This is a genomic window from Micromonospora aridisoli, from assembly GCF_056150025.1.
Window position 1 is genome coordinate 300,704 of the sequence record NZ_JAXCFK010000001.1, and the last position, 23,575, is coordinate 324,278.

The window sequence follows — 23,575 nt, forward strand, 5'->3', positions numbered from 1 at the left end:
ACCAGAAGGGGAAACCGATGAGGAAGAGACTGGCCGGCGTACTGCTGGCCCTGGCTGGCCTGATGGCCACGGCGGGTGCCGGGTCGGCGGTGGCCGCACCCCCGCGGACACCGACGGATGCCGTGCGCCCGGCGACGCCGCCCGGTGATGCCGCGACGCTGCCGGGGCGTGCCGCGACGCTGCGGGGAAGCGCCGCGATCGAGGCGGTGCCGAGAGGTGCCGGGGGTGTCGGCGGTCAGGCCCAGGGATTCGTGGTTCGTAGGGGCGACCGGCTGTTCGTCGACGGCAAGCCGTTCCGGTTCGCCGGAACGAACAACTACTACCTGATGTACAAGTCCCGCACGATGGTCGACGACGTGTTCGCCGACGCGAGGACCGCGGGGTTCACCGTGCTGCGGCACTGGGGCTTCCTCGACATCGGCACCCCGGGCGGCTCCGACTCGGTGCACGGCCCCGCCGACGGCGTCTGGTTCCAGTACTGGGACGGGCAGAAGCCCGCGATCAACGACGGCCCGGACGGCCTTGAGCGCCTCGACTACGTGCTGTACGCCGCCCGCCGGGCCGGCGTCCGCGTGGTCATCCCGCTCACCAACAACTGGCGCGACTTCGGCGGCATCGACCAGTACGTGCGCTGGCGCGGGGCCGAGCACCACGACGACTTCTACACCGATCCGGTGATCCGTGGCTGGTACCGCGACTGGGTGTCGCACCTGCTCAACCGGGTCAACACGCTGACCGGGGTGGCGTACAAGGACGACCCGACGATCATGGCCTGGGAGTTGGCCAACGAGCCGCGCTGCAAGGGCTCCGGGGTCTACCCGCCCTCACCGCGGTGCTCCACCGACACCATCACCGCCTGGGCCGACGAGATGAGCCGGCACATCAGGTCCGTCGACCGTCGGCATCTGGTCGGCGTCGGCGACGAGGGCTTTTTCTGCGACGGCCCCGACGCCGGCCACTGGACGGTCAACTGCGGTGAGGGCGTCGACTCGATCGCGTTGAGCCGGCTGCCCGCCGTCGACCTGCTGGGCTACCACCTGTACCCGGACCACTGGGGCACCGACGCCGACTGGAGCGTGCGCTGGATCGAGCGGCACAACCGGGAGGCGAGGCGGATCGGCAAGCCGGCCGTGCTCGGCGAGTTCGGCTGGCACGACAAGGCCACCCGCAACCCGGTCTACCAGCGCTGGACCGACACGTTCATCCGCACCGGCGGCACCGGCCTCATGCACTGGATCCTCTCCGGCAGCCAGGACGACGGCACCCTCTACCCGGACTACGACGGCTATACCGTCTACTGCCCGAGCCCCGTCTGCACCACCCTGAGCAACGCGGGCGAGACGATCCGGCGCGGCTTCCGCCCGCGCCCGCCGGTCGCCGACCACGACACCGCGGTCACCGAGGCCGGCACGCCGGTCACCCTCACCCCGACAAGCAACGACATCGCGTACGCGGCAACCGTGCGGCCGTCCACCATCGACCTCGACCCGGGTGTACGCGGACAGCAGCGCGCGGTGTCCGTCACCGGCGGCCGTTTCGCGCTCGGCACCGACGGGGCGGTCGAGTTCACCCCGGCCGACGGGTTCCAGGGCCGGGCCGTCGCCTCGTACACCGTCCAGGACAGCGCCGGCCGGCGGTCGAACGTGGCCGAGTTGACCGTCACCGTCAAGCCGGCACCCGGCGACCCGATCGTGCTGGCCTCGTGGGAGACCGGCCTGGAGGGCTGGGCGCCCGGCGACTGGCAGACCGACGCCGGCACCCTGACGCGGACCGACGCCTTCGCCACCGACGGCGGGTACGGCCTGCGGGTCACCGCGACCGGCGGCGGCTGGTTCGGCGTGACCCTGCCCGAACCGGTGGACCTGTCCGCCAAGAGCGTGCTCCGCTACGACCTGCGCACCTCGGCCTCGGCGGGCACCTCCACCTCGATCGCCGTGCAGACCGGTGCCGGGTGGGCCTGGTGCCAGTCGGCGTTCGGCTGGATCGGCGAGGGCACCACCACCACCGTGGAGATCGACCTGCTTACCCAGATGTCCTGCGACACCTCGGACCTGGCCGACGTCCGCGCGATCCTGATCTGGGTCAGCCCCGGCGTCCACGACCTGGACCACCTCCGCGCCGAGTAGGCCGCGCCAGCGGCCCGCCCTTCACCTGTCTCTGGGTGCATCTGTTGTCGCTGTCACGACAACAGATGCACCCAGGACGGTGGACCAGGCGCCGCGTGTTGAAGAATTTCGCAAGTGCTAAAGTCTTCAGGGTGCTGCCGCGGTGGCGACACATCAAGGGGGAGCGTGGCATGTCGGTGCCGCTGTACCAGGCCAAGGCGGAGCTGTTCCGCACCCTCGGGCATCCGGTCCGGATCCGGGTGCTGGAACTGCTCCAGGACGGTCCCAGACCGGTACGCGACCTGCTGGCCGCCATCGACGTGGAGGCGTCGAACCTCTCCCAGCAGCTCGCCGTGCTACGCCGAGCCGGCATGGTCACCTCGCACCGGGACGGCCCGCTGGTGATGTACGCGCTCAGCACGCCCGATGTCGCCGACCTGCTGGCCGCCGGACGGCGGATCCTCGGCGCGGTGCTCACCGACCGGGACGCCCTGCTCGACGAGTTGCGCGCCGGCGGACCGGACCGGTGACGGCCACCGGCACCAGGCCGGTCGATCCGGCCGGCCCGACCCTGTCCGCCGCCTGGCGTCGGGTCCGCGACCTGCTACCGGGCCGTGCCGACTGGCAGGCGGTACGCCGCTCACCCCGCCGCGACCTGGTCGCCGGGCTCACCGTGGCCGTGGTCGCGCTGCCGCTGGCGCTCGCCTTCGGGGTCACCTCCGGGCTCGGCGCGGAGGCCGGGCTGATCACCGCCGTGGTCGCCGGTGCGGTGGCGGCCGTCTTCGGCGGCTCGAACCTCCAGGTCTCCGGCCCGACCGGCGCGATGACCGTGGTGCTGGTGCCGGTCGTCGCGCAGTTCGGGGCGGTCGGGGTGCTCATGGTCGGCGCGCTGGCCGGGTTGATCCTGATCGCCCTGGCCCTCGCCCGACTCGGCCGCTACGTCCGCTACCTGCCGGTGCCGGTGATCGAGGGCTTCACCGCCGGCATCGCCGTGGTCATCGCCCTGCAACAGGTGCCCGCCGCGCTCGGCGTCACCGACGCGCAGGGCGACCGGGTGTGGGCGGTGGCGGCCGACGCGGTCGCCCGTTTCGTCGTACACCCCCGGCCGGCCGCCGTCGCGGTCGCCCTCGGCGTCGCGGCGGTGATGCTGCTCGGTGCCCGGTGGCGTCCAGGGCTGCCCTTCTCCCTGCTGGCGGTGGCCGCCGCAACGCTGCTCGCCGAGTTCGTGCCGGCCGACCTGGTCCGGATCGGTGCGCTGCCGCAGGGGCTGCCCGCGCCGTCGCTGGACTTCCTCGATCTCGGGGCGGTGGGCGTACTGCTGCCCGCCGCACTCGCGGTGGCCGCGCTGGCGGCGCTGGAGAGTCTGCTCTCGGCCACCGTCGCCGACGGGATGACCGTCGGCCAGCGGCACGACCCGGACCGGGAACTCTTCGGTCAGGGCCTGGCCAACCTGGCCTCGCCGCTGTTCGGCGGCATCCCGGCCACGGCGGCCATCGCCCGGACCGCCGTCAACGTGCGGGCCGGCGCGGCCTCGAAACTGGCCGCGCTGACCCACGCGGTGGCGCTGGCCGTCATCGTGCTGGCCGCCGCCCCGCTGGTCGGCCGCATCCCGCTCGCCGCCCTGGCCGGCGTCCTGCTGGCCACCACCGTACGGATGGTCGAGGCCGCGTCGCTGTGGGCACTGGCCCGATCCACCCGGGGCGACGCGCTCGTGCTGGTGCTGACCTTCGCCGTCACCGTGATCTGGGACCTGGTCACCGCCGTGGCCGTCGGCGTCGCAGTGGCGGTCGTCGTAGCGCTGCGTGCCATCGCCCGCAGCGCGAAACTGGAACAGGTGCCGCTCGACTCCACCGAGCACACCGACGAGGAGCAGGCCCTGCTCGCCGAGCACATCGTGGCCTACCGGCTCGACGGGCCGCTCTTCTTCGCCGCCGCGCACACCTTCCTGCTCCGGCTCTCCGACGTCGCCGACGTGCGGGTGGTGATCCTGCGGATGTCCCGGGTCACCACCATCGACGCCACCGGCGCCCACGTCCTCGGCGACGCGATCCGCCGGCTCCAGGGACGCGGGACCACGGTGCTGCTCTCCGGCATCGTGCCCGGTCACGACCAGGTCCTCGACGCGCTCGGCGTCGCCGACCAGTTGCGCCGCGACGGACTGGTCTTCCCCGACACCCCGGCCGCCATCGCGTACGCGAGGACACTCGCGCTGGCACCGACCGGGCGAACCTGACCGCCCAGCGTCACCCGGGTACCGGACCGGCCGCCGCGCACAGCGAGGAGCCGTGCTACTGGCATCAACGCGGCGAAGGTGAGAGTGTGTCCGCTGCGGCCCTTTGATCATGCGCGGGTCAGGCGTGTGCGCTAAGCAGCAGGAGAGCACCATGTCGCAGCACGGCAACGGTCGGTCACACCTGCGGATGGGTGGCTGGCTTCCCGGGATCGTCGGCCGGGCCGCCCCACGGCGCACACATCTGCTCAGCGGGGTCGCCCTCGTCGTCATTACCGCATTCGTCGGGGTGATGGCGCTCCGCGACGGGGACCCGCAGGAGCCCATCCGCGGCGAGTTCGTCGCCGGGGTGCCCCAACCGGGTGATCCGGTCAACGACGGCCGGCCGGCCGGCATGAACGGCACCGGGTCCGACGACCGAGGCGACGGGAGCACGTCGCCCGGCCCGACCACCGACCCGGTCGTACGGCCCGGCCTCAACCCACGCACCGGCGGCGGCACTGCCGGCCCCGGCCCGACCATCACCCCCGTCACGACACCGGCGATGCCGGCCACCAACGCCCCACCACCGGCCCCGGGAACCCCCGCAGCACCCTCTTCCGTGCCCTCCGGGCCCGCCGGACCGGTGCTGGTTCCGGGCGCCCGGATCGGTCTGGAAGCCGCCAACCTGCCCGGTCACCGGGTCCGACACACCAACTTCCAGGCCCGAGTCGACCCGGTCGGTGCCACCAGCAGCGCCGGCGCGAAAGCCGACGCCGCGTTCGTCGTCCGTACCGGCCTCGCCAGGCGCAGCTGTGTCTCCTTCGAGTCGGTCAACTTCCCCGGCCACTACCTACGGCACGCTGAATTCCGCGTGTTCCTGCACCGTCCCGACGGCAGCGCCCTGTTCCGCGCCGACGCCACGTTCTGCCCGGTCACCGGCATCGGCGGCCGGCACACGTCACTGCGCGCGCACAACTACCCGGATCGGTACCTGAGCCATCACCCCCACGCGCAGATGCGGATCTCCCTGATCGGTGAGGGGGCAACGCCCTCGACGGCCACCTTCGTGGTCCGACCCGCCCTGTAGCGGGCCCACCGCCTTCCGCGGTGGCAGGTGCCCCTTCGCCCTGGCAGACTTCTCCTGGTCGATATCCCCGGGTGAGGGACGTGGTCCAGGTGGACGAAGAGCGGTACCAGCTCCGACCGCACGCCGACCACTTCGAGCGGTTCGGCGCGCAGATCAGCGTCGTCGACCTGGCCGGCACACTGAGCGCGGCCCGTACCGGTGCCGTGCCGCTGCTGGACAGCACCGCCTTCCCCACGCCGGTACGCCAGGTGCGCTGCACGCTCCGTGCGCAGCACGACGGTGGCCGGCCCGGGTACCGGTTCGAAGCCGAGATCCGCACCGGCCCCGCGCATCCGCTGGCGGTCGTCACGGCCAACTCACTGCTCGGCGTGCTCGTCGGCCCGGCGGGGCTGCTGTTGGCCCGCAGGCTGGCTCGCACCCGACCCGGCGCCGACAAAGCGCTGGCCGGGGTGGGTAGGGTCGCGGTCGCGGCGTCCCACCGCCTGGGGATTGCCGCCCCCGCCCCGCTTCCCGACGGCATGCGAGCCACCGATTCGGCCGGCATCGCGACCCTCGGCGAGGCGGCGGAGCTGGGTCTGCGTACCGACCTTCAGTGGCCCGCGCCGGGCGGTCGCGGTGAACAGCGCATCACCATGCTGGTGACGATGCCCGGCGATACCGTCACGCCGGCGAGCGTGAACGCGGCTTTCGGTGTGGTGCTCCAGGCGGTGCGGGAAATCGTCGGGGACGGCCCGGATCCCCGGCTGCTGCGCGGGCACCGGTACGTGCTGGGCAGGTCGCCGGAGGTGACCCGGCCGCTGGCCCTTCCCGATTCCGGCGCGGTGACCCTCGATCAGGTCGGTGGTCTCGACGAGGTGGTCACCCGATTCCGCGAGATCGCCGTGTCGTTCCGTCATCCGGAGGTGCTGGCCCGCTGGGGTGCCCGCCGACCACAGGGGATTCTGCTGTACGGTCCGGCGGGAACCGGCAAGACCATGCTGGCTCGGGCCCTGGCCAACGAGATCGGGGCAGAGTTCCGAGAGATCCGTACCCCGGAGATCCTCGACAAGTGGCTCGGTGGGTCGGAGCGCAACATCAAGCGGATCTTCCGGGAAGCCCGGCGCTGGCGGGAGCCAACCGTGCTGCTCTTCGACGAGTTCGACAGCATCATCAGCTACGCCGGGGCCGGTGGCGACGCCGCCAGCCAGGCGGTCAACGCGGTGGCCGGGATCTTCAAGCAGGAGATGAACACCCTGGTCGAGGAGAACCCGAACGTCATCGTCGTGGCCACCACCAACTTCCCGCACCGGGTGGACGCCTCACTTGTCCGTTCCGGGCGGTTCGACGTCAAGCTGGCCATCGCGGCACCCGATGAGACCGGCCGCGCCGACATCTTCGTCAAGATGCTGCGGAACCTGGTCGCCCGGGAGCGTCCCGGTTTCCGGCTGGTCGCCGACGATATCGACGTCCAGGAGCTGGCCGCGCTCAGCGTCGGCTTCACCGGTGCCGACATCCGCGAACTGCTGCGCCGGGTCCAGTTCGCCAAGGCGATGCGGGAGGCGGTCGGAGGCGTGTCGGTGGATCCGATCACCCAGTCCGACCTCAGGGCCGCGATAGCCACACTGCGCTGAGTCCCGGTCCAACGGAGTTCGCCCGCTCGCCGAGGCGGCTCTCCCTGGTCGGTGGGGTCGGTGGGCTCACCCTGATCGGGCTCGGCGTCACCGTGGCCGTCACCGGACGCAAGGATTGAACCTGTCGCCGGGTGGTGGCTGAGCCACGGCCCGGCGCGCTCCATGGCTGGTGGATGCACATCCGAGGCTTTCCCGGCGGCGGGTGGCGATTCGGGTTGCCGTCGTTCGTCATCTCGGTGCGGGCACCAATGGCCCACACTGGGAGCGAAGGAGATGACCATGCGTTACGCGCTGCTGATTCACTACGGTGAGCCGGGCGAGGGTGAGCTGAGCGACGAGGTCGTCGCCGAGGCGAGGGCGGCCTTCGACGCGTACGGCCGGGCGCTGGTCGCGGCCGGGGTGCTGCTGGCGGCCGACGTGTTGCAGCCGACCGCGGCGACGACGACAGTGACCCGTAGGGACGGTGACCTGCGGGTGCAGGACGGCCCGTTCGCCGAGACGAAGGAGGCGCTGGCCGGGGTGTTCCTCCTCGACGTACCGGACCTCGACGCCGCGATCGGTTGGGCGGAGAAGTGCCCGGCCGCGCAGTGGGGCGTGGTGGAGGTACGTCCGAGCGCGACGGCGATCGTCGACGGGGCATGGACGAGCTGACCATCGGCGACGAAGGGTGGGCAGCCGCGACTGTCGCCGCCCGCGACAGCTACGGGCGGCTGCTCGCCCTGTTGTCCGCGTCGACCGGCGACCTCGCCGCCGCCGAGGACGCCCTCGCCGACGCGTTCGAGCGGGCCCTGCGCACCTGGCCCGACCAGGGCGTGCCGGAGTCCCCCGACGGGTGGCTGCTGACCGTGGCGCGTAACCGGCTACGGGACCTGTGGAAGTCGGCGCACTGGCAACGCACCGGACCGCTCGACGTGGAGCGGGACGGCCCGGTGCATCTCGACGGCCTCGACCTCGACGCCATTCCGGACCGGCGGCTGGAACTGATGCTCGTGTGCGCCCACCCGGCGATCGAGCGCGGCGTGCACACCCCGCTCATGCTCAACACGGTGCTCGGCTTCACGGCCGCTCAGGTTGGCAGGGCCTTCTCGGTACCGGGTTCGACGATGGCGACCCGTCTGGTGCGGGCGAAGCGGCGCGTGAAGGCCGCGCGGATCCCGTTCCGCATCCCCGACCGCGGCGATCTGCCGGGGCGGATGGCGGCAGTGCTGGAGGCGGTCTACGGGGCGTACGTCATCGACTGGGCGACGACCGGACCGGAGGCCCGGCAGGTGCCCACCGAGGCCCTGCACCTCGCGGAGGTGCTGACGACGCTGGTGCCCGACGACCCGGAGGCGCACGGCCTCGCCGCCCTCGTCCAGCTCTCGTCCGCGCGTCTGCCGGCCCGCCTCGACGCAGACGGGCGGTTCGTGCCGCTGGCCGAGCAGGACCCGTCGTGCTGGGATGACCGCCTGATCCACCGGGCGTACGCGCACCTGCGCGCCGCGCACGGGCGCGGGCAGGTCGGCCGCTTCCAGCTTGAGGCCGCCGTCCAGGCCGTGCACTGTGCCCGGCGCGAGACCGGCATCACCGACTGGCCGACGCTGCTGGACCTGCATCGCGCCTTACACGCGCTCGCGCCGTCGCTCGGCGGCGCGGTCGCCTTCGCGGTCACCACCGCCGAAGTCGAGGGCCCAGCGGCCGGGCTGGCCCGGCTCGACGAGCTGCTGAGCGTCGAGAACGGTCGGGCCCGACGGTTTCAACCGGCCAGGACCGCCCGCGCCCACCTGCTCGAACGGCTCGGCCGCCACACGGAGGCGGCCGTCGCCTACGCCAGCGCGATCGACCTCACCCACGACCCCGCCGAGCGGGCACACCTCCAGCAATGCCGGGAACGGGCCCTTTCACTGCTGCCAGGCTGACAGTCTCGCTGGCTGTCCCTGAATGGCCCCAGCGGTCAGCTGCGGGGAAGGGTGGACCCGCCGGGGAGCGCGCGACCGCTGAGGAGTGCCACAAGCGCGCCGCTGTCGGCGCGGACGAGCCGGCCATGCCCCGTGCTCCAGGCGATGTCCGTGGCTTCGAGCCGGAGACCGGTCACGTCCACCCCGAACAGGGTGCCGTTGGCGGCGGTGACGTGGCCGAGGACGGCGGTCACCGCCTCCCGTGGTGCGACGGTGGGCCGGTCGAGGGCGATCGTCACATCCAGGGAGTGGATGACGGCGTGGCTCAGCGCACCTGCCGCGCCGCCGCCCGGCGGTTGCCACGCGTGCAGCTCCGGCGACCGAAGCTGATCGAGAAGGTCGGTGAGGGGCAGCGCGGCGTCCCGCGTCGCCACGGTGTCGGAGAGCACTGTGAAGTCACCGCCGGCCGCCGCCATCTCGGCGCCGAACTGCGCGGGGGTCAGCCGCACCGGCATCGTCACATGCGCGATCACGTGACGTACGAGCCACTTATCGCACAGCGACGGTGCGTCCCACGTCGCGACGGTTGCGGCGGCGAGAAGATCGGCGAGCCGTTCGTAGGTCGTTGCCGCCCAGAACTGCGGATCGGTCACTGTCGGTCTCCCTGCATGAGGTGCGCGAGGTGTTCCTCGAGCTTGTCGAGGGAGGTGAGGAAGCCCGCTCGCGCCTCGGGCCGACGCATCGCCTCGGGTACGTGCCGCTGACGGATGACGACGCAGGTGGTGCCGTCGCCGAGGTCATCGAGCGTGCTGGTGGTGTGCATCCCGCTGGCCGGCTCGATCCAGGCCAGCCGTTCGGGCGGCACCACCTCGGTGAACGTGGCGACCATCCGGTGGCTGCCGTGCGTGCCGAGCATCAAGGTCTCGAAGCGGCCGCCCGGCCGGAGTTCGACGACGATGCCGTCGACGGGGGTGTCCATCCCCTGCGGCCCCCAGAAGCGCGCGAGTTCGGCGGGCTCGGTGAGGCAACGCCACACCAATTCGCGTGGAGCCCGCAGCACTCGTCGGTAGACAAGCTCGTCGCTCACCGGCTCTCACCCTGTTGCAGATCGGCGAGGTGGGTTTCCAGCCGGTCCATTCGTGCCGCCCAGGTGCGGCGGCTCTGCTCGATCCACGAGACGGCGACCGCCAGGCCCGCCGGTTCGAGCCGGCACGGCCGGGTCTGCCGGTGTCGGCCCCGGCTGACCAGGCCGGATCGCTCAAGGACCCCGATGTGCTGTGACACGGCCTGCATGCTCATCTCGTACCGCTCCGCCAACTCCTTGACCGTCGCCTCGCCCACGCTGAGCCGGGCGACGATGTCTCGCCTGGTGCGGTCGCTCAGGGCGGTGAACACCGCGTCAAGCCGCTGGTCCTCGATGGTGGTTCCCATGAGCTTACTCAAGCATCTGCTTTATCAAGCGTCAACTAGAGAAAGTGTCCGAGCATCCAGGCGGAGGTAGGTGCGCCACGCCCTGCACGCCTTCGAGCGATGGGAAGATGAACACAAGCGCCCGACGGTGCATGGTGGTCCGGGGAGGTGGCGGGGTGAGCAGGGCGGTTGAGGAGACGAATCGGGCGATGCTGCGCGCCCGGGACGCCATGGACCGGGCGTACGCGCGACCGCTCGACATCCCGACGCTGGCGCGGATCGCGCACGTGTCCGAGGCGCACTTCATCCGCACCTTCCGGGCCACCTTCGGTGAGACACCGCACCGCTACCTGCAACGGCGTCGGGTGGAACGGGCCATGTACCTGCTGCTGCACACCCGTCAGGACGTGACGGAGGTGTGCACCGCGGTCGGCTTCGGCAGTCTCGGCACGTTCAGCCGTACCTTCCGGCAGATCGTCGGGGAGTCCCCCACCGACTACCGCAAGCGGCGGACGGCGCCCGTCGCGCCGGTGCCGAGCTGCTTCACGAAGGCGTGGACCAGACCGAGCAGTTTTGGATAAGCAGCAGGTCAGGCCGTTGCACTAGCGTTCCGGGCATGACGATGAACGCGATCAGCCGCTCCCAGATCTACGTCCTCGACCAGGACGAGGCGCTCGACTTCTACATCGGCAAGCTCGGCCTGGAGCTGAACACCGATCAGGATCTCGGCTTCATGCGCTGGCTCACGGTGAACATCCCCGGCGACCGGCAGCGGGAGATCCTGCTGGAGAAGCCGGGCCCGCCGAACCTCGACCCGGCCACCGCCGAGCAGGTCCGCGAGCTGCTGACCAAGGGCGCCGCGGGCGGCTTCCTCTTCATGACCACCGACGACGCCCACAAGACGTACGAGGAACTGGTCGCCAAGGGTGTCGACATCACCGACGAGCCGATGGAGCGGCCGTACGGCATCGACTTCGGCATCCGCGACCCGTTCGGCAACCGGATCCGGATCGGGCAGATGTTCGACAAGGGCTGAGGGGCGGCACGATGACCGAGGCGATCGGCGTCGACCGGATGAGCAGCCGGGCCGGCCTGGACCGGCTGCTGTTGACCGGCGGTGTGCTCGCCGGGCCGGTGTGGGTCACTGTCGCGTTGGTCCAGGGGCTGACCCGGGAGGCTTTCGACTTCCGGCGGCACCCGGTCAGCGTGTTGAGCACGGGCGAGCTGGGCTGGCTCCAGATCAGCAGTTTCGTGGTCGCCGGCCTGCTCTGCGTCGGCGCGGCGGCGGCCCTGCGCCGGGTCGAGCATCCCGGGCTCGGCCGGCGTGCCGGCCCGTGGCTTGTCGGCCAGTACGGCGTCGGGCTGGTCCTCGCGGGTGTTTTCGTCGCCGATCCGCTCGACGGCTTTCCCGCCGGTACTCCCGCCGGTCCTGGCGAGGTCAGCTGGCACGGCCTGGCGCACTTCGGGGCGGGTGCCGTCGCGTTCTCCGCCCTCATCGGGGCCTGCCTGGTGGCCGGTCGCCGGTACGCGCGGCAGGGCGAGCGTGGTTGGGCGGCGTACAGCATCGCCACCGGATGCTTCTTCGCCCTGGCCTGGCTGGCGTTGATCGGCTCCGGCGGGCACCCGATCGCGATGATCGCGTTTGCTGTCGCGGTCGTCGCCGGCTGGGCCTGGGTGTCCCTCACCCTGAACCGGGCGGGGTAGCCGGCCGCGGCCGGGCGGGCCCGGCTCGACCGGCTGCCGGGCCCGCGACATCTCAGCGCCGCAGGTCGAGCCAGACCAGCCGGTGGTCGGAGGTGGGGAAGCCGCCCGGCAGGGCCGGGTCGTAGTCGCCGACCAGCCGGAACAGCGGGTCACCCGGCACCGGCCAGAAGATCCCGGTGGAGCGGACCGGCAGGCCCCGGCTCGGCAGCACGTAGTCGACCCGCAGGTTGCCGGGGCTGGTGTCGGCGAAGTCGGCGGTGTCGAAACGCGGATCGCCGCGGTGGTCGAGGTTGGCACCGCCCTGCCGCCGGGCCGCGGCGGTACCGCCGGCGCTGGCCGGCACGACCCGGTCGTCGACCCGGGGGTGGTCGAGCAGCTGCTGCGCCGCGCCGGGCACGCTGTCACCGTCGTACGGGTCGGAGTTCAGGTCCCCGGCGATCACGAACGCCGCTCCCGGTCGCAGACCGCCGCGCCGACCGTTGTCGTCGTAGATGTAGCTGGCCCGTCCGGGGGAGACGTAGTCGGCCCAGAAACGGATCTCGTCGTGGTTGCGGCGGCCGTTGCGGTCCTCCGGCCCGTCGAAGACCGGTGGCGTCGGGTGGCTGGCCAGCAGGTGCACGGTGCGGCCGGGCAACCGGACGGGCAGGTCCCAGTGGCTCTTGGAGGACAGCCGCACGTCGGCCAGCTCCTGCCGGGAGTACCAGTCGGCCGGCGCGGGGGTGGCCGGGTCGTCGGGCAGCAGCGCCCCGGGCATGTCCCGCCAGCGGAACGTCTGGAACGTACGAACACCTGCCAGGTCGATCGGGTACGCCGAGTAGACCGCCATGCCGTACTGGCCGGGGAAGAGACCGAAGCCGTAGGCGTCGTCGGGCCCACCGACGGTCCCGTCGTTGTTGAGATCGTGTCCGGAAGGGACACCCGTGTTCGACGGGGCGGCGTAGCGGTACGGGTAGCGGATCGCCCGGGTCCCGTTGCGCGGTACGGACAGGTAGTTGTCCTGGAACAGTGCCAGCGCCCGCCCCTGCGGGTCGTGGTCGAACTCGTTGATCAGCAGCACGTCCGGGCGTACCCGTTGGATCACCTCGGCGACGTTGCCGGCCTGGGTGTTGTCCCGCCGGGACAGGTCGGTGACCAGCCCGCCGGCGGTGTCCCGGTTCAGTGAGGCGTTGAAGGTCGCCACCCGCAGCGGGCCGGTCCGTTTCCCGCCCGGTTGCTGTCCACCCGCGGTGGCGGGCGCCGTCACCGCGACCGTCGTCGTCGCGGCGAGCAGCGCCGCCATGATCCCGGCGCACACCGTTCGCTTCGCACCCATCGACACCCTCCCGATTCACGATCAACGATCGCCACGCTACCGGGACCGCCATGACGCCAGGGTGAACCGTGGTCGACGATCAACTGTTGTGGCCGGTCCGGTCACGGCCCGTGCAGTGCGGCGGCGGCGACGGCCCGGGCCGGGTCGGCCGCGCTGAGCACGTCGGTGCTGTCCACGAACTGGTCGACGCCACCGACGTGCCGCGGCAGTGTGGACACTTCCGGGTCGGTGACCGCGCCGTAGGTGGCGTCGGCGAACCGGTCCGCGGCCAGGACGCGGAACGGCCGGTCGTGGAACGGGCGCACCGTGGGCTCGACCGGGTCGGCCAGGCCGAGGGCGTTGTGGGCGCGGGCGAGATGCTGGTAAGCGGCGCAGAGCGCGTCCTCACGGCGCGGCCAGTCAGTGGCGGCGAGGGCGGCGGTGAGCAGTGGTTGCAGCGCCGGGGCGCAGCGCAGCCGGGCGAATGCGGTACCCAGCCACTTGCTGTAGGGCGGGTAGCGACGTTCGATGAGCATCGTCAGGCGCATCAGGTCCCGGACCAGCCGGGCGGTGACCAGCCGGGAGCCCAGGTCGTCGCCGTTCTCCGCGCAGCGGCCGGGGAAGGCTTCCTCCTGGGCGACGCGCCGCCACTGGCAGGCCAGCAGATAGCGCCAGACGTCGTCGGGATACCAGGTCAGCGCGGTGCGGACGGGTCCGAGCTGGCCGAGCCCGTCGTGGAAGACCGCCCCGGCGGTGACCTCCAGCAACAGTTGGGTCGGGATGGCCAGCCAGTCGCGGGCGGTCAGGCCGCTGCGCGGGTCGCGGCCGAGGCGGGCGGCCAGCCAGGCGTCGAGGTCGAGCACTTCGATGCGGTGGTCGACGGGGCCGTGGCCGGCGGTCCGCAGGGTGCGGGAGCGTCCGGGCTCGGCTGGGCTGAAGCTGGTGCTCCAGCCGCGCACCGCGACGGGCATCCGCTCGGCGAGCACGCTGCTGAGGTCGCTGGCGTGTCGGCGGGCGTCGGCGGGCCGGAGGAACAGCAGCAGCCGTGGACCCCAGTCGTGATCTGTCGAACGAGCGGTGTCGAAGCCGAGCACCTCGGAACCGGGACCGAGCAGCGCCGCCGAGTGCGGGAGCCCGGGGAAGCTGGCATCGAGTATCGGCCGGACCGCCTCGTGGTACGTGCTGGCGGCCAGCGACAGGCCGGACACGAACGTCGGCACGGTCACCGTCTCTCATCGCTTGTCACTGTGGGCCGCGACAGCTCACAGCGGCCCCAGGACGTCCGACGGGTCCGCGTTCAGTGCGAGCGTGTCGAGCACCGCCAGTAGCTGGCGTTCCTCGTAACGGAAATGGCTCTCCATGATGGCGGCGATGCCCTCGACGTGGCGGTCGAGTTCGGCCGGGGTAGCGGCCCGGTCCACGGCAGCCTGCAGCCCTGCGAGCAGATGCGCGATCATCGAGTGGTCCTGCTTGAGATAGCGCAGGGTGTCGCGCAGTTCCGGATGGGCGGCGGAGATCGCGGGGAACAGTTCGTGGTCCTCACCCTCGTGGTGCCCGGTCAGCGCGGCACAGAAGCCGTGACAGAACAGCAGCAGGTCACGGGTGGCGGGTTCCGCCGCATCGCCACCGGCGAGTGCGCTGCGGGCCAGGTGCAGGGCTTCGCGCAGCCGATCGTGCACGCTGCGAAGCTCGTGGCTCCAGGCGACGAGCCTGGTCTTCTCGCCCTCAGTCACAGGAGGGCGAAGGCAACGACAATGTCATCGTCGTGGTCCTTCGTATCCGACGCCTCCATGCCTGACACGGTCTGTCACCGGCACGCGACGTTGGGCTCAGGCTACCCGACGGAGTCGGCGACCGTTGCCCCTGGATGCACCCCGTGGGCACGGTCGAGCTGATCCGTCCGTGCTGTCAAGCGGGGTCCGTCACCCGCAGCAGCCACCGCGATCCACTCGCGCCACCAGCTCGACAGCACCCGCACCCGGATGGCCCGCCACCGGAGGCCGGGCCATCCGGCCGATCACTCCGGAACGCGCCGGTAGGCGCCGTCGCTGGCCGAGGTGGCCATCGAGGCGTACGCGCGCAGTGCCGCCGACACCGGGCGCTGCCGGTCGAGCGGGGTGTAGGGGCGGTCCCGCTTCTCCTGGGCGACCCGGCGGGCGTCCAACACGTCGGCCGGAACGTTCAGCTCGATCGAGCGGGCCGGGATGTCGATGACGATCTCGTCGCCCGGCTCCACCAGCGCGATCAGCCCACCGGAGGCGGCCTCCGGCGAGACGTGCCCGATGGAGAGCCCGGAGGTGCCGCCGGAGAACCGGCCGTCGGTGAGCAGCGCGCAGGCCCGGCCCAGCCCTCGACCCTTGAGGAACGAGGTGGGGTAGAGCATCTCCTGCATGCCCGGGCCGCCCTTGGGCCCCTCGTAGCGGATGACCACGACGTCCCCAGCGACGATCTCCTTGGCGAGGATGGCCGTCACCGCGTCGTCCTGCGATTCGTAGACCTTCGCCGGGCCGCGGAAGGTGAGGCACTCCTCGGGCACCCCGGCGGTCTTCACCACGCAGCCCTCCGGCGCGAGGTTGCCGTAGAGGATGGCCAGCCCGCCGTCGGCGCTGTACGCGTGCGCCAGGTCCCGCACGCAGCCGCCGGCCGCGTCGGTGTCCAGTGACGACCAGCGGTTGCTGGTGGAGAACGGCTCGGTGGTGCGCACCCCGCCCGGCGCGGCGTGGAACAGCTCGATCGCCTCCGGGGTGGCGGTGCCGCCGCGCACGTCCCAGTCGGCCAGCCAGCGCTCCAGGTTGGGGGAGTGCACCGCGTGCACGTCCCGGCGCAGCAGGCCGGCGCGGTCCAGTTCACCGAGAATGGCCGGGATGCCGCCGGCGCGGTGCACGTCCTCCATGTGGTACTGCGGCGAGTTCGGGGCGACCTTGGCCAGGCACGGCACCCGGCGCGAGATGGCGTCGATGTCGGCCACGGAGAAGTCCAACTCGGCCTCGCGGGCGGCGGCGAGCAGGTGCAGGATCGTGTTGGTCGAGCCGCCCATCGCCACGTCCAGCGCGACGGCGTTCTCGAACGCGGCCCGGGAGGCCACCGCCCGGGGCAGCACCGAGGCGTCGTCGCCGTCGTACCACCGCTTGGCGATCTCCACGGCGGTGCGACCGGCCTCGACGAAGAGCGACCGGCGCGCGGCGTGGGTGGCCAGCGTCGAGCCGTTGCCGGGCAGCGCCAGTCCGATCGCCTCGGTCAGGCAGTTCATCGAGTTCGCGGTGAACATGCCGGAGCAGGAGCCGCAGGTGGGGCAGGCGGACCGCTCGATCTCGCCGAGCTGCTCGTCGGTGACCGCCTCGTTCGAGGACGCGATCATCGCGTCGATCAGGTCGATCTTGCTGTGCACGATCCCCTCGATCGCCACCGTCTTGCCGGCCTCCATCGGCCCGCCGGAGACGAACACCGTGGGGATGTTCAGCCGCAACGCGGCCAGCAGCATGCCTGGGGTGATCTTGTCACAGTTGGAGATGCAGACCAGGGCGTCCGCGCAGTGCGCGTTGACCATGTACTCCACCGCGTCGGCGATCAACTCCCGGCTGGGCAGGGAGTAGAGCATGCCGCCGTGGCCCATGGCGATGCCGTCGTCGACCGCGATGGTGTTGAACTCCCGGCCCACCCCGCCGGCCTCGGCCACCGCGTCGGCGACCAGGCCGCCGAGGTCCTTGAGATGTACGTGGCCCGGCACGAACTGGGTGAAACTGTTCGCGATGGCGACGATCGGCTTGCCGAAATCGTCGTCGGTCATCCCGGTGGCCCGCCAGAGGGCCCGGGCACCGGCCATCGTCCGACCGTGCGTGGAGGTCTTCGACCGCAGCTCAGGCATGGGTACCAGTCTGGCACCGGTCGGAGCGTCCGGACACGGGCGTGGCGCCGTGTCCCAACAGATGCACACCCGATCCCCACGGTGAGCGTCGATCCGGCAGAGTTGAGGGCGTGCACACACCCCCGGCCATGATCGGCGCCGCGGTGTTGAGCGCGCTGGTCGCCCTCACGGCCGGCGTGCTGCTGACCGCCGCGGTCCGGCGCCGGGCCGCCCGCCACCGTCCGGCGTACGCGCTGCTGGCGGTCGCTGGCGCGTTTGCCACGGTGGCCCTGCTGGTCGGGGTGGTCGCCGCGTTGGCCACCAGCGAGCACTGGGCGCACGAGCAGCAGCAGCGCACCACCTGGGCCACGCTGGTGGCGCTCGGCACGGCCACCAGCGGGCTGCTGTTCTGCTTCGGTCTGCTCCGCCTGCCCGGGGTGAGCGGTTCGGTGCCCTCGGCGGCCCGGCTCGCACTGGACGGCGTGATCGTGGGCACGGCGCTGTGGTTCGTCGGCTGGGTGCTGTTTTCCGAGCCCACCCGGCTGCTCGGCGACTCGACGCCGATGGCCTGCCCGTCGATCCTGCTCGCCTCGGTCAGCGCGGCGTTGAGCGCCGGTATCGCCGCGATCATGGTGCTCCGGGCACCCGCGCCTCGACGGTGCCTCGCGGTGCTCGGCACCGGGATCATCGCCGCCTCGGTGGGCGGATTGGGCGTCGCGGCCGGGCTCTGCCAGGCCGGTCCGGAGCTGGCGCTGACCGGCGCGGTGGTGCTCTCCCTGGGCCTGCTGGTCGCCGCGGTGGCGGCCTACCGCATCGAGCCACCGGGACAGCTGGCCATCGACGTGATCCGCCGCGACGGCGAGTACGCCTTCGTGCCGATGGTCGCCATGGCCGCCTCGGCGATGTACCACCTCCTCCAGGACGGCCGGTTCGACGGGTTGGCCATCGCCGCCGGCAGCGTCGAGGGATTCGCCCTGGTCGCCCGGCAGTACCTCACCCTGCACGACGTGCGGGCCTACGCCCACCGGTTGGCCGAGCGGGAGGCGCATTTCCGGCAGCTCGCGCACACCGACGCGCTCACCGGCCTGGCCAATCGGCGCGGGCTGCTGCGCGCGTTGCACCGCTGCGCCGAACAGCGCGTGCCGTGCGTGCTGTTCGGGCTGGACCTGGACGGCTTCAAGCACGTCAACGACATGCGCGGCCACGACGTCGGCGACGCGGTGCTGGCGGAGGTGGGCCGACGGTTGCGTGGCAACCTGCGCCCGGGGGATCTCGCGGCCCGGCTCGGCGGCGACGAGTTCGCGGTGCTCATGCACGGGGGGCCGGCGGAGGCGGGGGTGGTCGCGGAGCGGCTGCTGAGGGTGCTCGGCGGCGCGTACGAGCAGCCCGAGGCGCCGGTCTTCCTCTCGGTCAGCATCGGGCTGGCGGGATGGGCGGACGAACCCGACGTCGAGTTGCTGCTGCGGCACGCGGATCTCGCGCTGCGTTACGCCAAACAGCGCGGCAAGAACCGGATCGAGTGCTACGACAGCGCGTACGACCGGCTGCTGCGCCGGCGTACCACGCTGGAGCACGAGCTGCGTGGCGCGATCGAGCGGGACGAGTTGCGGCTGGTGTTCCAGCCGGTGGCCTCCCTTCCGTCGGTGCGCCCGGTCGGCGCTGAGGCGCTGCTGCGCTGGCGGCACCCCGAACTGGGCAACGTCCGGCCGGACGAGTTCATCCCCCTCGCCGAGGAGAGCGGGATGATCGCCAAGCTCGGCGCCTGGGTGCTGCACCAGGCCTGCTACCAGTTGTCCCGGTGGCTGGCCGAGGGGCACGACGTCTGGGTCTCGGTCAACGTCTCCCCGCGTGAACTGCACGCCCCGGAGTACGTGGTGCAGGTCGCCGAGGCGCTGCGGGCCCATCACGTGCCGCCGCAGCGGCTGGTGCTGGAGGTCACCGAGCACGCGGTCGCCACCGACCTCGACGAGCTGATCCGGCGGCTGACCGCGCTGCGGCTGACCGGCGTGCGGATCGCGTTGGACGACTTCGGGGCCGGCTACTCCTCGCTGAACCAGCTCCGGCGGCTCCCGATCGACATCCTCAAGATCGACCATGGGCTGGTGGCGGAGCACGAGCCGGTCCGGCCGGTCGGGCGCGACGGGCCCGCCTTCGCCCCGATGGTCGACATCGTCATGCGGCTGGGGCACCAGTTCGGCCTGGAGGTGATCGCCGAGGGGGTCACCACGCCGACGGAGCTGGCCGCGGTGGTGGCCGCCGGCTGCCGGTTCGGCCAGGGCGCGTTGTTCGGCTGGGGCGTACCGGCCGAGCACCTGGAGGCGATGCTGGACGCGGCGACGTCGCCGGGTGCCCGCCCGGCCCGTACCGCCTCGCCGGGCGACCCGCTTCCGCGTCCGATCGGACCGCCCGCCCAGCGTCGGGCGCAGAGCGTCGCCGAGCAGGTCACGCCCGGTCCGAGCGGCGTGCCGTCGGACGACGCGCCGGCCTCCGTGAACCAAAATGTGGGATCAGTTGACTCATCGCATGAGATGCGTCAGTCTTGAGCCCATGTCGTCGTACCGGTCGCTGCGAGTACTTACCTGAGCGCACTCTCCCTGACTGAGAGTGCGCTGGCCCCGTGCATCTGGCACGTGGGCCTTTTTCTTGCCGTCGAACCAATCGAACGCCGGCTCCGCCCGCGTTCCACAGTGTGAGCAGCCCCACCCACTCCAGCCGAAGGCCAACCGCCATGACGAGACCCACGCCCGAGACCCTCGCCCACTCCGCCCGGCGGGCCCGCACCGCCGCCGAGGCGCCGGGCGACGCCGACCACGCCCGCGCCACGCCGGCCGTCCCGGCGGTACGCACCGCCCCGGCCCAGGTCTCCGGTGCCGGCTCGCTGGTGCGTTCCCTGGAGGCGCTCGGCGTCGACGTCGTCTTCGGCATCCCGGGCGGCGCGATCCTGCCGGCCTACGACCCGCTCTACGACTCCACCGTGCGGCACATCCTGGTCCGGCACGAGCAGGGCGCCGGTCACGCGGCCACCGGCTACGCACAGGCCACCGGCCGGGTCGGGGTCTGCATCGCCACGTCCGGCCCGGGTGCGACGAACCTGGTCACCCCGATCGCCGACGCGTACATGGACTCGGTTCCGTTGGTGGCGATCACCGGTCAGGTGGCCCGCCCGTCGATCGGCACCGACGCCTTCCAGGAGGCGGACATCCAGGGCATCACCCTGCCGGTCACCAAGCACAACTTCCTGGTGCAGGAGGCCAGCGAGATCCCCCGGGTGCTGGCCGAGGCGTTCCACCTGGCCTCGACCGGGCGTCCCGGGCCGGTCCTGGTGGACATCCCCAAGGACGTCCTCCAGGCGCCGACGACCTTCGCCTGGCCGCCCACCCTGGACCTGCCCGGTTACCGCCCGACGCTGCACCCGCACGGCAAGCAGATCCGCGAGGCGGCACGGTTGATCAGTGGCGCCCGCCGGCCGGTGCTCTACGTCGGCGGCGGTGTGCTCAAGGCCGGTGCCACCGAGGGTCTGCGCCGGTTGGCCGAGTTGACCGGCATCCCGGTGATCACCACGCTGATGGCGCTCGGCGCCTTCCCCGACTCGCACCGGCAGCATCTGGGCATGCCCGGCATGCACGGCACCGTCGCCGCGGTCTACGGGTTGCAGAAGGCCGACCTGATCGTGGCGTTGGGTGCCCGGTTCGACGACCGGGTCACCGGGAAGCTGGACTCCTTCGCGCCGGACGCCACCGTGGTGCACGCCGACATCGACCCGGCGGAGATCGGCAAGAACCGGCACGCGGACGTGCCGATCGTCGGCGACGCCCGGCACGTCATCGACGAGTTGGTGGCGGCGGTCACCGCCGAGCGGGCGGCGGGACGTACCGCCGACCTCGCCGACTGGTGGACGCAGCTGGACGACCTGCGCGAGCGCTACCCGCTGGGCTACGAGGAGCCGTCCGACGGCACGCTCTCCCCGCAGTACGTGATCAAGCGACTGGGGGAGATCGCCGGCCCGGACACGATCTACGTCGCCGGGGTCGGCCAGCACCAGATGTGGGCCTCCCAGTTCATCTCGTACGAGAAGCCGCAGACCTGGCTGAACTCCGGCGGTCTCGGCACCATGGGGTACGCGGTGCCGGCGGCGATGGGTGCCAAGGTCGGCAAGCCGGACACGGTGGTCTGGGCGATCGACGGCGACGGCTGCTTCCAGATGACCAACCAGGAGCTGGCCACCTGTGCCCTGGAGGGCATCCCGGTCAAGATCGCCGTGATCAACAACGGCAACCTCGGCATGGTCCGCCAGTGGCAGACGCTGTTCTACGGCGAGCGGTACTCCAACACCGACCTCGGCACCCACAAGCACCGCATCCCGGACTTCGTCAAGCTCGCCGAGGCGCTGGGCTGCGTGGGGCTGCGCTGCGAGACCGCCGAGGAGGTGGACAAGACCATCGAGATGGCGATGTCCATCAACGACGCGCCGGTGGTCATCGACTTCGTGGTCGGCAAGGACGCCATGGTCTGGCCGATGGTCCCCGCCGGCACCAGCAACGACGAGATCATGTTCGCCCGCGGCGTCCGCCCGGCCTTCGACGAGGATGACATCTGATGACGATGCACACTCTCTCCGTGTTGGTGGAGAACAAGCCGGGCGTGCTGGCCCGGGTCTCCGGATTGTTCTCCCGGCGCGGGTTCAACATCGACAGTCTCGCGGTCGGCGAGACCGAGAACCCGGACGTCTCGCGGATCACCATCGTGGTCAACGCGGAGTCCTCGCCGCTGGAGCAGGTCACCAAACAGCTCAACAAGCTGGTGAACGTACTCAAGATCGTCGAGCTGGATCCGTCCACCTCGGTGGCCCGCGAGCTGCTGCTGGTGAAGGTGCGCGCCGACCGTAACGCCCGGGGGCAGGTCCTTGAGACGGTCAACCTGTTCCGGGCCCGGGTCGTCGACGTGGCCGCCGACACGCTCACCGTCGAGGCGACCGGCACCCCCGACAAGCTCGACGCGCTGCTGCGCGACCTTGAGCCATTCGGCATCAAGGAGATGGTCCAGTCGGGCCTGGTGGCGATCGGGCGCGGCTCGCGTGCCATCACCGCCGGCCCGGCCCTGCGGGCCGCCTGACCCATCCCGGCCCACGGTCCGGGTGACCGGGGCCGGCCAGAAGCCACGACGGGCCGCTCCGGCCGCCGTACGAAAGGGAAGTCATGAGCGTTGAGGTGTACTACGACGACGACGCCGACCTGGGCCTGATCCAGGCGAAGAAGGTCGCCGTGATCGGGTACGGCAGCCAGGGCCACGCCCACGCGCTGTCGCTGCGCGACTCCGGTGTCGACGTCGTGATCGGCCTGCCCGAGGGCTCGAAGAGCCGGGCCAAGGCCGAGGAGCAGGGGCTGCGGGTGCTCACTCCGGCCGAGGCGTCCGCCGAGGCCGACGTGATCATGGTGCTGGCGCCGGACACCGCCCAGCGCCACATCTACGCGGAGTCGATCGCGCCGAACCTGGCCCCGGGCAAGGCGCTGTTCTTCGGCCACGGGTTCAACATCCGGTACGGGCTGATCAAGCCGCCGGCCGGGGTGGACGTGGCGATGGTCGCCCCGAAGGGCCCCGGTCACCTGGTTCGCCGGCAGTACGTCGACGGCAAGGGCGTGCCCTGCCTGGTCGCCGTCGAGCAGGACGGCAGCGGCAGCGCGTTCGCGCTGGCCCTGTCGTACGCCAAGGGCATCGGTGGCACCCGGGCCGGCGCGATCAGGACCACCTTCACCGAGGAGACCGAGACCGACCTCTTCGGCGAGCAGGCGGTGCTCTGCGGCGGTGCGGCAGCGCTGGTGCAGACCGGTTTCGAGGTGCTCACCGAGGCCGGCTACGCCCCCGAGGTGGCCTACTTCGAGTGCCTGCACGAGCTGAAGCTGATCGTGGACCTGATGTACGAGGGCGGTATCGCCCGGATGCGCTACAGCGTCTCCGACACCGCCGAGTACGGCGACCTCTCCCGTGGGCCTCGGGTCATCGACGGCCGGGTCAAGGAGGAGATGCGCAAGATCCTCGGTGAGATCCAGTCCGGTGAGTTCGCCCGCGAGTGGGTGGCCGAGGACGAGGCCGGGCGGCCCAACTACAACAAGTGGCGGGCCGAGGGCGCCGCGCACCCGATCGAGGAGACCGGACGCAAGCTGCGCGGCATGATGAGCTGGGTGGACCGCCCGATCACCGAGACCGCCTGAGCGCTTTCCCCAACGGCACCCGGACCCGGCGTTCTCCCCGACGCCGGATCCGGGTGCCGTGCTGTCTCCACCCGGCTAACGATCGTTAACACGCACGTCACGTCCGGTTTGTGAGGGCACTCACCCCGCACTCCGGGGCGCGCCGGGCGGCCCGCCCCCTACGATCGCGGGTAGGTGCTCCAGGCGGCACCTGACGGCCATGGCCCGGGAGCGCGCCGGGCGCAGC

General features: G+C 71.8%; 21 protein-coding genes. 14 read left to right on the top strand and 7 right to left on the bottom strand.

Features of this window, described 5'->3' with window-relative positions; genetic code table 11:
- Positions 1 to 17: 17 nt before the first annotated feature.
- The 7 genes from SM447_RS01325 (at position 18) to SM447_RS01355 (ending at position 8,912) form a co-directional block, all read left to right on the top strand.
- The gene (locus SM447_RS01325; protein WP_474570862.1) at positions 18 to 2,126 is read left to right on the top strand and encodes a cellulase family glycosylhydrolase; all 2,109 of its coding nucleotides are present in this window, start codon (positions 18 to 20) and stop codon (positions 2,124 to 2,126) included.
- Positions 2,127 to 2,296: 170 nt separating this feature from the next.
- Positions 2,297 to 2,635: an ArsR/SmtB family transcription factor gene (locus tag SM447_RS01330; protein WP_474570863.1), complete on the top strand. Its 339-nt coding sequence runs from the start codon at positions 2,297 to 2,299 to the stop codon at positions 2,633 to 2,635.
- 41 nt (positions 2,636 to 2,676) lie between these two features.
- Positions 2,677 to 4,338: a SulP family inorganic anion transporter gene (locus tag SM447_RS01335; RefSeq protein WP_474571226.1), complete on the top strand. Its 1,662-nt coding sequence runs from the start codon at positions 2,677 to 2,679 to the stop codon at positions 4,336 to 4,338.
- Positions 4,339 to 4,489: 151 nt separating this feature from the next.
- Positions 4,490 to 5,404, top strand: a complete 915-nt coding sequence (locus SM447_RS01340) for an AbfB domain-containing protein (protein ID WP_474570864.1) — start codon at positions 4,490 to 4,492, stop codon at positions 5,402 to 5,404.
- Positions 5,405 to 5,493: 89 nt separating this feature from the next.
- Entirely contained in the window at positions 5,494 to 7,014 is a 1,521-nt protein-coding gene (locus SM447_RS01345; RefSeq protein ID WP_474570865.1) for an ATP-binding protein, read from the top strand.
- Positions 7,015 to 7,293: 279 nt separating this feature from the next.
- Positions 7,294 to 7,665 carry a YciI family protein gene (locus SM447_RS01350; protein ID WP_474570866.1) on the top strand — a complete coding sequence of 124 codons (372 nt, stop codon included), beginning with the start codon at positions 7,294 to 7,296 and terminating at the stop codon, positions 7,663 to 7,665.
- On the top strand, positions 7,653 to 8,912 hold the full coding sequence (locus SM447_RS01355) for an RNA polymerase sigma factor (RefSeq protein WP_474570867.1): 1,260 nt from the start codon (positions 7,653 to 7,655) through the stop codon (positions 8,910 to 8,912). Before SM447_RS01350 ends, SM447_RS01355 begins: the two co-directional genes overlap by 13 nt.
- Before the next feature lie 35 nt (positions 8,913 to 8,947).
- Here the strand turns inward: SM447_RS01355 and SM447_RS01360 are convergent, their stop codons facing one another.
- The 3 genes from SM447_RS01360 to SM447_RS01370 are packed head-to-tail and all read right to left on the bottom strand — an operon-like array spanning position 8,948 to position 10,322.
- A complete protein-coding gene (locus tag SM447_RS01360) occupies positions 8,948 to 9,544 on the bottom strand; it encodes a maleylpyruvate isomerase family mycothiol-dependent enzyme (protein WP_474570868.1) in 597 nt (198 codons plus the stop codon).
- The gene (locus tag SM447_RS01365; RefSeq protein ID WP_474570869.1) at positions 9,541 to 9,978 is read right to left on the bottom strand and encodes an SRPBCC family protein; all 438 of its coding nucleotides are present in this window, start codon (positions 9,976 to 9,978) and stop codon (positions 9,541 to 9,543) included. The genes SM447_RS01360 and SM447_RS01365 overlap by 4 nt, the downstream gene beginning before the upstream one ends.
- The gene (locus tag SM447_RS01370) at positions 9,975 to 10,322 is read right to left on the bottom strand and encodes an ArsR/SmtB family transcription factor (RefSeq protein WP_474570870.1); all 348 of its coding nucleotides are present in this window, start codon (positions 10,320 to 10,322) and stop codon (positions 9,975 to 9,977) included. Before SM447_RS01370 ends, SM447_RS01365 begins: the two co-directional genes overlap by 4 nt.
- 155 nt (positions 10,323 to 10,477) lie before the next feature.
- Between SM447_RS01370 and SM447_RS01375 the strand changes: the two genes are divergently transcribed.
- The 3 genes from SM447_RS01375 to SM447_RS01385 are packed head-to-tail and all read left to right on the top strand — an operon-like array spanning position 10,478 to position 12,005.
- Positions 10,478 to 10,882, top strand: a complete 405-nt coding sequence (locus SM447_RS01375; RefSeq protein WP_474570871.1) for a helix-turn-helix domain-containing protein — start codon at positions 10,478 to 10,480, stop codon at positions 10,880 to 10,882.
- Positions 10,883 to 10,917: 35 nt separating this feature from the next.
- A complete protein-coding gene (locus SM447_RS01380) occupies positions 10,918 to 11,337 on the top strand; it encodes a VOC family protein (protein ID WP_474570872.1) in 420 nt (139 codons plus the stop codon).
- 11 nt (positions 11,338 to 11,348) lie between these two features.
- The gene (locus tag SM447_RS01385; RefSeq protein WP_474570873.1) at positions 11,349 to 12,005 is read left to right on the top strand and encodes a DUF998 domain-containing protein; all 657 of its coding nucleotides are present in this window, start codon (positions 11,349 to 11,351) and stop codon (positions 12,003 to 12,005) included.
- A gap of 52 nt (positions 12,006 to 12,057) precedes the next feature.
- On the opposite strand, the gene SM447_RS01390 is transcribed toward SM447_RS01385, so the two are convergent.
- The 4 genes from SM447_RS01390 to ilvD all read right to left on the bottom strand — a co-directional run bounded on the left by SM447_RS01390 (position 12,058) and on the right by ilvD (position 17,161).
- Entirely contained in the window at positions 12,058 to 13,317 is a 1,260-nt protein-coding gene (locus SM447_RS01390; RefSeq protein WP_474570874.1) for an endonuclease/exonuclease/phosphatase family protein, read from the bottom strand.
- 101 nt (positions 13,318 to 13,418) lie between these two features.
- A complete protein-coding gene (locus tag SM447_RS01395) occupies positions 13,419 to 14,522 on the bottom strand; it encodes a DUF4037 domain-containing protein (protein WP_474570875.1) in 1,104 nt (367 codons plus the stop codon).
- Positions 14,523 to 14,558: 36 nt separating this feature from the next.
- Positions 14,559 to 15,029: a hemerythrin domain-containing protein gene (locus SM447_RS01400; RefSeq protein ID WP_474570876.1), complete on the bottom strand. Its 471-nt coding sequence runs from the start codon at positions 15,027 to 15,029 to the stop codon at positions 14,559 to 14,561.
- 284 nt (positions 15,030 to 15,313) lie between these two features.
- Positions 15,314 to 17,161: a dihydroxy-acid dehydratase gene (gene ilvD / locus SM447_RS01405; protein WP_474570877.1), complete on the bottom strand. Its 1,848-nt coding sequence runs from the start codon at positions 17,159 to 17,161 to the stop codon at positions 15,314 to 15,316.
- Positions 17,162 to 17,271: 110 nt separating this feature from the next.
- On the opposite strand from ilvD, the gene SM447_RS01410 reads away from it, so the two are divergent.
- From SM447_RS01410 to ilvC, 4 genes are all read left to right on the top strand, one after another.
- Positions 17,272 to 19,683 (top strand): putative bifunctional diguanylate cyclase/phosphodiesterase, encoded by a 2,412-nt coding sequence (locus tag SM447_RS01410; RefSeq protein WP_474570878.1) that lies wholly within the window; start codon positions 17,272 to 17,274, stop codon positions 19,681 to 19,683.
- 185 nt (positions 19,684 to 19,868) lie between these two features.
- Positions 19,869 to 21,737: an acetolactate synthase large subunit gene (locus SM447_RS01415; RefSeq protein WP_474570879.1), complete on the top strand. Its 1,869-nt coding sequence runs from the start codon at positions 19,869 to 19,871 to the stop codon at positions 21,735 to 21,737.
- The gene (gene ilvN / locus SM447_RS01420; protein ID WP_474570880.1) at positions 21,737 to 22,252 is read left to right on the top strand and encodes an acetolactate synthase small subunit; all 516 of its coding nucleotides are present in this window, start codon (positions 21,737 to 21,739) and stop codon (positions 22,250 to 22,252) included. Before SM447_RS01415 ends, ilvN begins: the two co-directional genes overlap by 1 nt.
- An 83-nt stretch (positions 22,253 to 22,335) precedes the next feature.
- Positions 22,336 to 23,349 (top strand): ketol-acid reductoisomerase, encoded by a 1,014-nt coding sequence (ilvC, locus tag SM447_RS01425; RefSeq protein WP_474570881.1) that lies wholly within the window; start codon positions 22,336 to 22,338, stop codon positions 23,347 to 23,349.
- Positions 23,350 to 23,575 lie beyond the last annotated feature (226 nt).